Annotated in this window: 10 protein-coding genes; 5 read left to right on the top strand and 5 right to left on the bottom strand. The window is 57.3% G+C overall.

The features are described 5' to 3' along the window. Nucleotides 1-2: 2 nt before the first annotated feature. Together NG99_RS13555 and NG99_RS13550 are read right to left on the bottom strand one after the other, a co-directional pair. Nucleotides 3-986, bottom strand: a complete 984-nt coding sequence (locus NG99_RS13555; RefSeq protein WP_034893692.1) for a substrate-binding domain-containing protein — start codon at nucleotides 984-986, stop codon at nucleotides 3-5. A 40-nt stretch (nucleotides 987-1,026) separates the two neighbouring features. Beyond that, on the bottom strand, nucleotides 1,027-1,857 hold the full coding sequence (locus tag NG99_RS13550; RefSeq protein WP_034893689.1) for a DeoR/GlpR family DNA-binding transcription regulator: 831 nt from the start codon (nucleotides 1,855-1,857) through the stop codon (nucleotides 1,027-1,029). A gap of 409 nt (nucleotides 1,858-2,266) precedes the next feature. On the opposite strand from NG99_RS13550, the gene NG99_RS13545 reads away from it, so the two are divergent. Beyond that, nucleotides 2,267-3,358, top strand: coding sequence for a DUF1176 domain-containing protein (locus NG99_RS13545; RefSeq protein ID WP_034893686.1), 1,092 nt, complete (start codon nucleotides 2,267-2,269; stop codon nucleotides 3,356-3,358). Between the two features lie 115 nt (nucleotides 3,359-3,473). On the opposite strand, the gene tkt is transcribed toward NG99_RS13545, so the two are convergent. The 3 genes from tkt to rpiB all read right to left on the bottom strand — a co-directional run bounded on the left by tkt (nucleotide 3,474) and on the right by rpiB (nucleotide 7,316). After that, nucleotides 3,474-5,474 carry a transketolase gene (gene tkt / locus NG99_RS13540; protein ID WP_034893683.1) on the bottom strand — a complete coding sequence of 667 codons (2,001 nt, stop codon included), beginning with the start codon at nucleotides 5,472-5,474 and terminating at the stop codon, nucleotides 3,474-3,476. Nucleotides 5,475-5,586: 112 nt separating this feature from the next. Next, nucleotides 5,587-6,537, bottom strand: a complete 951-nt coding sequence (tal, locus tag NG99_RS13535; RefSeq protein ID WP_034893680.1) for a transaldolase — start codon at nucleotides 6,535-6,537, stop codon at nucleotides 5,587-5,589. Between the two features lie 320 nt (nucleotides 6,538-6,857). Next, nucleotides 6,858-7,316, bottom strand: coding sequence for a ribose 5-phosphate isomerase B (gene rpiB / locus NG99_RS13530; RefSeq protein WP_034893678.1), 459 nt, complete (start codon nucleotides 7,314-7,316; stop codon nucleotides 6,858-6,860). 421 nt (nucleotides 7,317-7,737) lie between these two features. Between rpiB and NG99_RS13525 the strand changes: the two genes are divergently transcribed. The 4 genes from NG99_RS13525 to NG99_RS13510 are packed head-to-tail and all read left to right on the top strand — an operon-like array spanning nucleotide 7,738 to nucleotide 12,420. Then, nucleotides 7,738-9,078, top strand: a complete 1,341-nt coding sequence (locus NG99_RS13525; RefSeq protein ID WP_034893675.1) for an MFS transporter — start codon at nucleotides 7,738-7,740, stop codon at nucleotides 9,076-9,078. After that, nucleotides 9,075-10,835: a dihydroxyacetone kinase family protein gene (locus NG99_RS13520; protein WP_034893672.1), complete on the top strand. Its 1,761-nt coding sequence runs from the start codon at nucleotides 9,075-9,077 to the stop codon at nucleotides 10,833-10,835. The genes NG99_RS13525 and NG99_RS13520 overlap by 4 nt, the downstream gene beginning before the upstream one ends. Continuing rightward, nucleotides 10,835-11,623 carry a triose-phosphate isomerase family protein gene (locus NG99_RS13515; RefSeq protein WP_034893669.1) on the top strand — a complete coding sequence of 263 codons (789 nt, stop codon included), beginning with the start codon at nucleotides 10,835-10,837 and terminating at the stop codon, nucleotides 11,621-11,623. The genes NG99_RS13520 and NG99_RS13515 overlap by 1 nt, the downstream gene beginning before the upstream one ends. Next, nucleotides 11,614-12,420 (top strand): sugar phosphate isomerase/epimerase family protein, encoded by an 807-nt coding sequence (locus NG99_RS13510; RefSeq protein ID WP_034893667.1) that lies wholly within the window; start codon nucleotides 11,614-11,616, stop codon nucleotides 12,418-12,420. Before NG99_RS13515 ends, NG99_RS13510 begins: the two co-directional genes overlap by 10 nt. The last annotated feature ends 1 nt before the right edge of the window (nucleotide 12,421 follow it).

Raw genomic sequence — 12,421 nt, 5'->3', positions numbered from 1 at the left:
GATCACAGCCCCATTTTGACCAGTTTCGGCAGGTTGGTTTTGTCCAGGCTTTCGGTGTTGTTACCCAGCAGGGTGTGGCTCTTCTCATCCACTTTTACCTTGCCGAGGCCCTCAATCGTCATGCCATCGGTGAACGGCTCTTTTTTCTCCATCATGTCGGCCACGCGGACAAACACTTCACCCGCCGTCATTGGATTCCAGATATAGCCGCCTTTAATTGCGCCGCGGTTAACCAGCGAAGCGCCCTGGCCAGGACTGAAGGCGCCGATCACGCAGATTTGGTCGGTCTTCTGCCGGTTCAGCACCGCGCGACCGGCGCCAATCGGTCCCTGAGAACCGAAAGCCATGATGCCTTTCAGATCGGGATATTTGGACATCAGCTCATTGGTGGTGCGGATCGAGTCATCCAGCGATTCGCCGACGCCAAACTTGTCGGACACCATCTGCATTTTCGGATAGTGCGCTCGCTGATAGTTGAGCGCTGCGTCGGTCCACTGCTGATGCAAAGGGACGGTCAGGCTGCCAACGTACATGGCGTATTTCCCTTCCTCATGCATACACTGGGCGAGCGCCTTCATATGGTTAATGCCGTGGGTATCGGCATCCACCAGCTCAAAATCCCAGTTGGCGTACTGCTGGCCGGGAGACTCGTGAGTAATCACCCTGATGCCTGCCTCCCGAGCGCGCTTCAGCACCGGTTCCAGTACCTTCGGGTCGTTAGGTACGACGCCAATGATGTCGACCTTTTGTGCAATCAAGTCCTCGATAGCGCGAACCTGAAGCGCCGGATCGGCCGAGGTGGGGCCAACCTGCCAGGCATCAATCCCGCGCTTAGCCGCTTCGCTTTTAATCCCGGCTTCCATTGCGTTAAACCAGGGAATGCCGCCGACTTTGACCACGATGCCCATCCGCAGCTTATCTGCGGCGTGGAGGGTGCTGCTGGCGAATAGCGCGAAGAGGGAACAGACAATAAGCGTCTTTTTCATTCTTACTCCTTGTTTTATTTTTTAATCGGTAAACGTTCGGTTAAAAATTCATTATTTGCATGGTGCTTTGTCGTTGGGAACAGTCAATAATATTGACGCCGTTCCACGCCAGCTCCTGCTGCAATTCTTTATCTTTCAGGGTGTCGGTAATTAAAATATCCACGTCCCGGTAGTGGCAAATACGAGCAAATGATGGCTTGAGAAATTTACTGGCATCCATCAGCAGAAACTTTCTCTCTGAAGCCAACAGCATTTGTTGTTTTAAATGGGCGTTATTTTCATTGCCTTCCCGCAGATAGCCGTCATTACCGAGGCTGCTACAGGAGAAGAAAATTTTATTAATCAGAAACTCCTTTAGGGGATGTTCTGCGACCACGCCTTTAAAATCTTCATAGCGTGAGGAATATTGCCCTCCCAAACAGATCGTGCGGATATTTCCCTTCGCGGCCAGCGTTTGCACCGTTCTCAACGAGTTAGTCAGGACGGTTAATTCAATATCCGGCAGCTGTCGCGCTAAAAACCAGCAGGTGCTGCTGCTGTCTAATAGCAGACAGTCTCCAGGGCTTATAAAGTCCAGCGCCCGTTTGGCTATCTGCATTTTTTGCGGCACGTTCTCGTTAATCCGCTGGCTGAAGGCTAATTCATGTTCACTCAGGTCAGCTTTCCCGGCCGTTGATGGCCCGATATTTCGCTGGGTAATCACTGCTCCGCCGTGGCTACGCTGGAGAATCCCTTGTTTTTCCAACATGCTTAAGTCACGACGAATAGTTTCCTGCGAGACCTGACATAAATTAACCAGTTCCGCGACCAGCACCCGACCGTGGTTGGTTAATTGCTCAACAATTTGTCGCTGGCGTTCAATCGGCAACATAATGGCCTCCGGTGTTGATAAAAGTAATGGATAGCGGGATCGCAAAATGTGCCCTGGACGAGGGTCCAGGGCCCAAAAAAGGGGCCCGCTGAATTAAGCGATCTTCATCAAGTAAATAGTTGTGACTGTCATGCGTTTCAGGAAATAATTTGAAGTGCATCACATTATTTCGGCATTCTGGTGCCTGGCGCCGCGAGAATTATCTCAACAGCCGTTGTCGCAAAATTAGAATAACATGACCGTTTTTGCCCGAAAGTGTGGATTTGACTGATTTAACGTTTTGCTAACCTTGTCCGACAAATCTGATTGAGCTGGGGAGTGGCAGGCTGCATGATAGATACCGTATTATCAACTGCTCTTATTCGCTCTCTCCTGTAGCCATTACGCCACCCTGGGATATACGTTATCAATGCCTTACTGGATGAAATTACCTTTTGCTTCGCTGCTGCTGTTCGCTGCTTCGCTTCACGCTGAGCCGCTGCAAAAAGTCTTTTCCGACTGGCAAATAACCTGCAATAACATTAACAGCTGCGTAGTGCGTAATTTCCCCGGCGACAACGGTCTGGTGATGACCTTTAGCCGCAGCGCCGGCAGCAACGATCGCCCGCTGCTGCGCATCGACTATGGCAACCGCTATACCGGCGAGCTACAGGGCGCGCCGCTGAAAGATAATTTATTGCTCGATGGGCAACGGCTGAAGCCCGACCTGAAGCACTGGGACGTGCAGCCTCACCATCTGGCGACCGCCCACGCGATTTCCATTGATGAGTTTCTCGCGCAGGTTATGGATGCGGACAATATTCAGCTGCTTTACCGACCCAACGCCACCATTTCGCTGCACGGCCTGAAGGCGGCTCTGCTGCTGATGGACGATATTCAGGGGCGAGTGAACGGCATGAGCGCCTGGGTGAAGCGGGGCAATCGTGCGGCGATGGATGTGCCGCCTGAACCGGCGATCCCTGAAGTTGAGCCGCCTCTCCGCGCGCCCACGCCGCTGACGCGCGATGAAACTACCGGCCTGATTGATTTTGGCACCTGGCGGGTCAATACCGACGAGTGCTCGCTGGATCCTCAGCGCCGTGAAGTCAGCGTAGCGCCGCTGTCCGATGACAAAGCGCTGCTGCTGGTGAGCTGTGAAATGGGCGCCTATAACGTGATTGACCTGGCTTTCGAGGTCAGCCGCAGCGAGCCCTATGTGGCCAAGGGGCTGACGCTGACGCTGCCTTTCGTGCCGCCAGATCGGGGCGACAAGCAGCTTGAACTGATCAACGCGGAATACGACGCCAACTCAGGCGAGCTGCTGACCTTCAGCAAAGGGCGCGGCCTGGGAGACTGCGGCACCGCCACCCGCTGGCAGTACAACGGACGTCAGTTCGTGCTGGCTGAATATGCCCAGGAGAGCACCTGTGACGCCTGGCACGGCAGCGATGACTGGCCAACGCTGTGGACCAGCAAAACCGAACCAGTCGCGCCGACGGGAACCGTCGAGATGACGCCCTGAGGGCGTTAAAGCGCAGCCTTTTTGCCGCATAAAAAAAGCCCGGCAGCGATTGCCGGGCTTGAGTTTATAAGCCATTGCCCTCACCGCCAACGCGCGGCGAGGGCGCTGTCATACCTTAGTGTGGTTTCAGCAGCGCTTCGGCATGGCTGACGATATTCTCTACCGTGAAGCCAAACTCGTTGAACAGCTTATCGGCCGGGGCAGATTCACCAAAGGTGGTCATCCCTACGATTGAGCCGTTCAGGCCGACATATTTGAACCAGTAGTCCGCAATTCCCGCTTCTACCGCGACGCGCGCAGTAACCGTTGAAGGCAGCACGGATTCACGATAGCTGGCTTCCTGCGCATCGAACAGTTCGGTGGACGGCATCGAAACAACCCGGACTTTATGGCCGGTAGCGGTCAGCTTCTCCGCCGCGCCGAGGGTAATTTCCACTTCCGAACCGGTAGCAATCAGAATCACTTCTGGCGTACCGTCACAGTCTTTCAGCACGTAAGCGCCGCGAGAAATGTTATCTACCTGCGCCTTGCTGCGCTCAGGTTGCAGCAGATTTTGACGCGACAGGATCAGCGCAGTGGGACCATGCTTACGCTCAACGGCATGTTTCCACGCCACGGCGGTTTCGACCTGGTCGCACGGCCGCCAGACGCTCATATTCGGCGTGACGCGCAGGCTGGCAAGCTGCTCAACCGGCTGGTGGGTCGGACCATCTTCTCCCAGGCCAATCGAGTCATGGGTATAAACCAAAATCTGCCGCGCCTTCATCAGCGCCGCCATGCGTACCGCGTTACGGGCATACTCAACGAACATCAGGAAGGTGGCGGTATAGGGCACAAATCCGCCGTGCAGCGCGATGCCGTTGGCGATGGCGGTCATGCCGAATTCGCGCACGCCATAGTGAATGTAGTTACCGGCAAAATCTTCTTTGATCGATTTTGAACCGGACCAGATGGTGAGATTGCTCGGCGCCAGGTCGGCGGAGCCGCCAAGGTATTCCGGCAGCAGCTTGCCATAGGCTTCCAGCGTGTTTTGCGACGCCTTGCGGCTGGCGATTTTCTGCGGGTTAGCCTGGAGGTCAGTAATAAACTTCTGCGTTTCCTGCTCCCAGCTTGCCGGTAGATCGCCAGCCATGCGGCGGGAAAACTCTTGCGCCAGCTCAGGGTGCGCAGCTTGATAGGCAGCGAACTTCTCGTTCCAGGCCTTCTCGTATTTTGCACCGGCTTCTTTGGCATCCCACTGGGCATAAATCTCTTTCGGGATTTCAAAGGCTGGATAGTTCCATCCCAGCTGCTTGCGGGTCAGGGCGACTTCTTCCGCACCCAGCGCCGCGCCGTGCGCTTCTTCCTTACCGGCTTTGTTCGGCGAACCGAAGCCAATCACGGTTTTACAGATAATCAGCGAAGGCTTATCGGTAACGCTCTGCGCCTCTTTAATTGCCTTGCCGATCGCTTCGGCGTCGTGGCCGTCGATATCGCGGATGACGTGCCAGTGATAGGCTTCAAAACGTTTTGCCGTATCGTCGCTGAACCAGCCTTCTACTTCGCCATCAATCGAAATGCCGTTGTGGTCATAAAAGCCGATCAGTTTGCCCAACCCCAACGTACCGGCCAGCGAGGCGACTTCGTGCGAAATCCCCTCCATCAGGCAGCCATCGCCCATAAAGACGTAGGTGTGATGGTCAACAACGTCATGGCCGGGGCGGTTAAATTGTGCGCCCAGCGTGCGTTCTGCAATCGCCATTCCTACCGCGTTCGCCAGACCCTGGCCCAGCGGCCCGGTGGTGGTTTCCACGCCTGGGGTGTAGCCATATTCCGGGTGCCCTGGCGTTTTCGAGTGCAGCTGGCGGAAGTTCTTCAGCTCTTCCATCGGCAAATCGTAGCCGGTAAGGTGCAACAGGCTGTACAGCAGCATGGAGCCGTGGCCGTTGGAGAGAATAAAGCGGTCGCGATCGGCCCACTGCGGATTTGTCGGGTTGTGGTGAATAAAATCACGCCACAGCACTTCAGCGATATCTGCCATGCCCATCGGGGCGCCTGGATGACCGGAATTGGCTTTCTGTACCGCATCCATACTTAAGGCACGGATGGCGTTAGCCAGTTCTCTACGTGAAGACATGTTTTTCTCCCTGATTATTGGGTGGGATAAATGGGCGAATAAAACGCTAAAGGGCGAAGGCCCTGCTCCTCCGGCTATGCTGGAGGGGGAGCGTTTCGCCCATTTGCTGCAATTAAAGCTTAGCGGACAGCACGTCTTCCAGCTTCTGCTGGTCAACGGCGAACTGACGGATACCTTCGGCCAGTTTATCTACCGCCATCGGGTCCTGATTGTGCTCCCAGCGGAACTCTGACTCGGACAGCGGCGCGGGCTGATGGAAAGCTTCGGTCGACGGCGCGAGCTTGCGCTCAACGGGCGCATCGCTGGCCTGCAACTCTTCCAGCAGATTAGGCGAGATGGTCAGGCGGTCGCAACCGGCCAGCGCCAGGATCTGCTCCGTTTTACGGAAGCTGGCGCCCATGATCACCGTGTTATAGCGATGCTGCTTGTAGTACTTGTAAATATTACGGACGGAAACCACGCCCGGATCTTCATCCACCACGTACGGGTCCTGAGGTTTGCGGGTGTTGTACCAGTCAAAGATGCGGCCAACAAACGGCGAAATCAGGAAGACGCCCGCTTCGGCACAGGCGCGGGCCTGGGCAAAGGAGAACAGCAGGGTCAGGTTACAGTTGATGCCGTTCTTTTCCAGCTCTTCCGCCGCGCGGATACCTTCCCAGGTGGAAGCCAGTTTGATCAGGATGCGTGAGCGGTCAATGCCGTTGTCTTCGTACATTCTGACCAGTTTTTCAGCCTTGGTGACGCACATGCCGCGATCGAAAGAGAGGCGCGCATCCACTTCGGTAGAAACGCGTCCCGGTACGCTTTTCAGGATTTCCATACCGAGGTTGACGGCGACTTTATCGCTGGCGTTGATAATCTGAGTTTGTTTGCTGCCGCCCTGTTTTTTGGCGTAGTCGATGGCGTCGGTAATCAGATGTTTGTAAGAGTCGAGGCTGGAGGCTTTCAGGATCAGAGACGGGTTGGTGGTGGCATCTTCTGGATGATAATTACGGATGGATTCGATATCGCCACTGTCAGCCACCACGGTGGTGTATTGTTTCAGTGCGTCTAGCTGGTTCATCTCTTGGCTCCTTGATGTGCAATCTGCATAACGAATGTGATCCTGCCAGGCAAAAGGGACTGAAGGCCAACGGTGTAGCCTTGAATCTTCTCATTAGGGGAATTTTCAGGGGCTAACATCGAGTCTACCCGACACGGTTTTCTGTTTTCAGGCCAAACATTGCATCAGACGTCCTGTAATGGAAATGCGTTTTCTCTGATTGTTGCAATGGGTCCGCCCAATGTTTGGGACGCGCACACTAAAAAATGCCGCACTCTTCAGTGTAGCACTTCCCTGAAATTTCGTGATGGCGCGCACGCTCGCGCGCCTCTCGCAACGATCTATTTGCCGCAGGCGCTCTGCTCGTAATAGCTGATCTTGTCGACCTTTGCCGACGAACCGCCGCCCTCAAACTCCGACTTCAGCCAGCTGGAGACAATGGAACGAGCCAGCTCAGGGCCGATGACGCGCGCACCCATGGTCATCACCTGCGCATTGTTACTCTTACGGGCGCGTTCCGCTGAATAGGTGTCGTGGCACTGCGCGGCGCGAATGCCCGGCACTTTGTTAGCGACGATGGCCATGCCGATACCGGTGCCGCAAATCAGAATGCCGCGCTCGTGTTTACCGTCTTTTATGGCATTCGCTACCGTCCAGGCGATATCCGGGTAGAGCGGTTTATCGGTCTGGGCGTCATTGCTGTAGTCGCTGACGGCAATATCCTGGTCCTGAAGGTACTGTTTAATCAGGTTTTTTAGTTCCAGCGCCGCATCATCGGCGCCAATCGCGATAGAAGACATAGGTTTCTCCACAGGGTAAGGGGCCGCTGGGCATCCTGAGATCAGGAAAGCCGCGCTACGGCGAACAGTCATTACCCTGGCACATAATTGCTCATATGTTCAATAGGTGTTCTTTTGTTTTTTTTAATTCCCAGTCACTCCCTACAAGTATGGTGACGCATGTCGCTTTATTATGCGTTTATTGCACCGCAGTCGGAAAAATTAAAGGTTTTGAGATCGGTCACACTTTTGTGATTGTCTCGTGGGCAATGAACATTGATACAGGTAATGTTCATATGTTCACGCATTGATGCAATGCCCAAGAAGACCCACTGAGGACTCAAACCATGCGTCAAATTCACTTTCAACCAGGTCCATCGCCCTACCTTACGACTGCGCCAGCCGCTCCTTCCGTTGCGTTATTAACCGAAGGGGCAGGGGCATGAGTACTCATCTGCAATCAGCCGTTGAAAAATCGGCTATCCGCAAGGTCTCGCTGCGGCTGGTGCCGTTTGTCGCGCTGATGTTTTTCATCAATTTCCTCGATCGGACCGCCATCTCCTTTGCCGGTCCGAACGGCATGAGTGAAGATCTTGGGCTACATGCCGCGCAGTTTGGCCTGGCTTCCGGCATCTTCTTCATCGGCTATATCCTGCTGGAGGTGCCGAGCAACCTCGCGCTGCATCGCTTTGGCGCCCGCAAGTGGCTGGCAAGGATTATGGTCAGCTGGGGCATCGTCTCGCTGCTCTTTACCTGGGTCAGCAGCGTGGAAGGGCTTTACACCCTGCGCCTGCTGCTGGGCGTGGCCGAAGCGGGCTTCTTCCCCGGCGCCATCCTGTTCCTGAGCATGTGGGTTCCGGCACGCCATCGCAGTAAAGTGCTGTCGCTGTTCTATCTGGCTCAGCCGCTGACCGTGGTCTTTGGCGCGCCGTTAGCCGCCGCGCTGATTGAGCAGCATGGCCTGTTTGGCCTCTCTGGCTGGCGGGTGATGTTCCTGGGCGTCTCCATACCGGCGATCGTGATCGGTATCGTCACCTGGTTCTATCTGGCGGATTCGCCGCGCCAGGCGAAATGGCTTAATGCCGAAGAGAAAGAGTGGCTCAGCGGCGAGCTGGAAAAAGAGAACAGCCAGAAGCAGAGCAGCGCTCACCCAAGCCTGCGTACCGTGCTGTTTAATGGCCGCGTCTGGATGCTGTGCCTGATCTACTTTGGCTTCATTTACGGCCTGTACGCGCTGGCCTTCTTCCTGCCGACCATTATCTCCGGCTTCCAGCAGCAGTTTGGCACCTCTTTCAACGTGATTGAGAAAGGGCTGATCACCGGCGTGCCGTATATTTTCGCGGCGGTAGTGATGTTCTTCTGGTCGCGGGATGCCTCGCGCCGTGGCTGCAAGACCTGGCATATTGCGCTGCCGGCCCTGACCGGCGCGATCAGCGTGCCGCTGGCGCTGTACATGGATTCCCCGATGGCGACGATTCTGGTGATGTCTGTCACCGCCAGCTCGATCTTTGCCGCCTTACCTAATTTCTGGACTCTGCCAACGCAGTTCCTGACTGGCGCTTCGGCGGCGGCAGCGATTGCGTTGATCAATACGCTGGGCAATGTCGCCGGATTTTCGGCTGGCTACCTGACCGGCATGTTGAAGGATGCGACCGGGAGCTACACCGTTTCAATGATGGTGGTGGGGGGCTTTATGCTGCTCTCCGCAATACTGATGCTGTTACTTAACGCTAAACGTTCAGAAATTCAGCCTGCCCATCTTGCACAGGAGCAATCGCAATGACCTACCTCTTTAACCAACCTTCGGCCTTCGCCAACGAGCTGATTGAAGGATTTGTCGCGGCCAACGCCGACAAGGTGCGCCAGGTGCCGGGCGGCGTGGTGCGCAGCACCCGCAGCAGGCAGGGAACCGTGGCGGTGGTGATTGGCGGGGGATCTGGCCACTATCCGGCCTTCTCCGGGTTGGTCGGACAGGGGATGGCGCACGGCGCGGCAATGGGCAACCTGTTTGCCTCTCCTTCGGCACAGCAGATTTACAGCGTGGCCCGCGCGGCGGAAAACGGCGGCGGCGTGCTGCTGGCTTTCGGTAACTATGCGGGTGACGTGCTGCACTTCGGCCAGGCGTGCGAGCGCCTGAAGTCGGAAGGCATTCCCTGCGAGCTGCTGGCGGTGACCGATGATATCTCCAGCGCTTCGCTCTCCGAGCAGGAAAAGCGTCGTGGCGTTGCCGGCGATTTAGCGGTGTTTAAGGCGGCCTCTGCCGCGGCCGAAGCGGGTTATTCGCTGGACGAAGTGACCCGCCTTGCCCGTCATGCCAACCATCGCACCCGCTCGCTGGGCGTGGCGTTTTCCGGCTGCACGCTGCCCGGCGCCAGTCAGCCGCTGTTTGAAGTGGCGCACGGCACGATGGCGTTAGGCATGGGCATTCATGGCGAGCCGGGCATCAGCGAATGCGACATCCCGCCTGCCGACGCGCTGGCCGAGCTGTTTGTTGAGCGCCTGCTGAAAGAGTGCCCGCAGGAGATTGGCGAGCTGCGCGGTCAGCGCGTGGCCGCGATCCTCAACGGTCTTGGCTCGGTAAAATATGAAGAGCTGTTTGTGGTCTATCGCCGCGTGGCTCAGTTGCTGAAAGAGGCGGGGCTGGAAGTGGTCGAGCCGGAGGTGGGGGAGTTTGTCACCAGCTTTAATATGGCCGGGGCTTCGCTGACGCTGGTGTGGCTGGATGAAGAGCTGGAAACCTTCTGGCGCGCCCCGGCCAATGCCCCGGCGTTTCGTAAAGGCAGCGTTATCGTCGCCGAGCCGCTCAGCGAAGCCGAACTGATTCTGCCAGAGGTCGATGAAGTCCCGACGGCGTCGAAGGTGTCGCAGCAGTCTGCGGGCTGCGTGCTGGCGGTGGTGAATGCCATGGCTGAGATTATCTATGAACACGAAGAAGAGCTGGGTCGTATCGATGCGGTAGCCGGTGACGGCGACCACGGTATCGGCATGGCTCGCGGGGTGAAGGGCGCGCTGGAGAAGGCGCAGGAAATGCAGCAGCGCCAGGCCGGCGCGGGTACGCTGCTCTGCCGCGCCGCCGATGCCTGGGCTGATAAAGCGGGCGGCACTTCAGGCGCGCTCTGGGGCGTGGCGTTAACCGCTATCGGCACCGCGCTGGGCGACAGCGAAGCGCCGAATGCCCAGCGCGTGGCGCTCGGCGTGCAGCACGCTAAAGAGGGCATCATGCACTTCGGCAAGGCCAAACCGGGCGATAAAACGCTGGTCGACGTGCTGGTGCCGTTCAGCGAGACGCTGAGCGCCCGCGTTGAGGCCGGTGATTCGCTGAACGAAGCCTGGGCCGCCGCCGCGAAGCAGGCCACGCTCAGCGCCGAAGCTACCGCACAGCTGGTGCCGAAAATGGGGCGTGCGCGTCCTCTGGCGGAAAAAAGTATGGGAACGCCGGACGCCGGCGCCGTTTCGCTGGCGCTGATCGTCAATAAAGTGCTGGAGCAGCTTCTGGCGCAGGCGTCTGCAGACAAAGGCCGCCTGCAGGAGGTTAACTGATGACCACGCCGCGTATCACGCTGGGCGTTAGCCTGAAAATGTACTTCAGCTATCAGCAGACGCTGGCATGGAGTGAGGAGGTTGCGGCGCTGGCCCGTCACCACCCGGCAATTGTCAGCGGTGAGGTCGGGCTGTTTGTGCTGCCGTCGTTTCCCGCTTTACCTGCGGTGCTTGCGGCATTTGCCGACACCAATGTGGTGGTAGGCGCGCAGGATCTCTGTCAGCAGGACAACGGTGCCTGGACTGGCGAGGTTAGCGGAACGATGCTGGCTGAAATGGGCTGTGGATTTGCTGAAATCGGCCATGCCGAACGCCGTCGTTATTACGGTGAAAGCGACGAGCTGATCGCCGCTAAGCTTGCCGCCTCGCTGCGTAACGGCCTGACGCCGGTTCTTTGTCTTGGCGAACCTGACCAGGGCAGCAGCCAGAGCGCCATCGCGCTGTGCCGTCAGCAGCTGGACGCCTCGCTACAGGCGGCCAGGGAGCAAAAATTATCCGGCCATGTGATCCTCGCCTACGAACCGCAGTGGGCTATCGGCGCGGCAACCTCCGCGCCTGACGATTTTATTGCTGAAGTTTGCCACGGCCTGCGCGAGTTCAGCGGGCTGGGCGAGTTCACCTTCAGCGTTATTTATGGCGGCAGCGCCGGACCGGGTCTGCTGAGCCGTCTTGGTCACCGCGTCGGCGGCCTGTTCCTCGGGCGCTTTGCCCATCAGCCTTCCGCGCTGGCTACCATCGTGGATGAAGCCGCCGCGCTGGCAAAAACTCAGGAGGCCTCATGGCAATAGGCTTAAGCACCTACGCCTGGTTTTGGCGGATGTCGGAGAAGGCGCCTTCGCCATTGAGCCTTCAGCAGATGCTGGAGCAGACGGCGGAGATGGGGGTTTCACTGTTTCAGATTTGTGACTACCCGCAGATTGAAGGCTGGAGCGCAGCGCAGCTGACGGCTCTGCGCCAGCAGGCTGACCGGCTGGGCATGGCGCTGGAACTGGGTACGCGCGGACTGACCCCCAGTCATCTCCAGCGCTACCTCGAGCTGGCTGATGCGCTGGACGTGACCGTGCTGCGCTCAATGTTTAACAGCGCCAGCTCTAAGCCGACGCTGGCGGAAGCCGGGGCGATGATCGAAACGATTCTGCCGTCATTCGAACGGCAGAAGGTCAGTCTGTGTCTGGAAACCTACGAGCAGGTTCGCAGCGCGGACATGATGTCGGTGATCAACCGCTTCGACTCATCCTATCTGGGCGTCTGCCTCGACCCGGCTAACTGCGTTGCCGCGCTGGAACTGCCGGCGCAGGTGATAGAGAACACCGCCGATCGGGTACTGAACCTGCACATCAAAGATTTTGCGTTTTCCCGTCAGGATGGCTGGGTTGGCTTTACGCTGGCCGGCAGCCCGATGGGGGAAGGCCTGCTTGATTACGACCAGATGATTGAGCGCGTGCGCCCGGACAGCCGGGGCATAAACCAGATCGTCGAACACTGGCTGCCGTGGCAGCAGGATGCCGAAAGCACCTGCCTGATGGAGCAGCAGTGGACCCAGCAAAGCGTCGACTATTTAAATAACCGTCAATTCCAGGAGTAAT

This window comes from Erwinia typographi (assembly GCF_000773975.1).
In the GTDB taxonomy this organism is placed as follows: domain Bacteria; phylum Pseudomonadota; class Gammaproteobacteria; order Enterobacterales; family Enterobacteriaceae; genus Erwinia; species Erwinia typographi.
Note: the sequence above shows the minus strand (reverse complement) of the source record. Positions and strands in the feature narration are given on the sequence as shown.

What these genes read in the sequence shown, in the direction of transcription:
- tkt (WP_034893683.1), bottom strand. Translation starts at nt 5,474, where the DNA reads ATGTCTTCACGTAGAGAACTGGCTAACGCCATCCGTGCCTTAAGTATG.
- tal (WP_034893680.1), bottom strand. Translation starts at nt 6,537, where the DNA reads ATGAACCAGCTAGACGCACTGAAACAATACACCACCGTGGTGGCTGAC.
- rpiB (WP_034893678.1), bottom strand. Translation starts at nt 7,316, where the DNA reads ATGTCTTCTATCGCGATTGGCGCCGATGATGCGGCGCTGGAACTAAAA.
- NG99_RS13515 (WP_034893669.1), top strand. Translation starts at nt 10,835, where the DNA reads ATGACCACGCCGCGTATCACGCTGGGCGTTAGCCTGAAAATGTACTTC.
- NG99_RS13555 (WP_034893692.1), bottom strand. Translation starts at nt 986, where the DNA reads ATGAAAAAGACGCTTATTGTCTGTTCCCTCTTCGCGCTATTCGCCAGC.
- NG99_RS13545 (WP_034893686.1), top strand. Translation starts at nt 2,267, where the DNA reads ATGCCTTACTGGATGAAATTACCTTTTGCTTCGCTGCTGCTGTTCGCT.
- NG99_RS13550 (WP_034893689.1), bottom strand. Translation starts at nt 1,857, where the DNA reads ATGTTGCCGATTGAACGCCAGCGACAAATTGTTGAGCAATTAACCAAC.
- NG99_RS13525 (WP_034893675.1), top strand. Translation starts at nt 7,738, where the DNA reads ATGAGTACTCATCTGCAATCAGCCGTTGAAAAATCGGCTATCCGCAAG.
- NG99_RS13510 (WP_034893667.1), top strand. Translation starts at nt 11,614, where the DNA reads ATGGCAATAGGCTTAAGCACCTACGCCTGGTTTTGGCGGATGTCGGAG.
- NG99_RS13520 (WP_034893672.1), top strand. Translation starts at nt 9,075, where the DNA reads ATGACCTACCTCTTTAACCAACCTTCGGCCTTCGCCAACGAGCTGATT.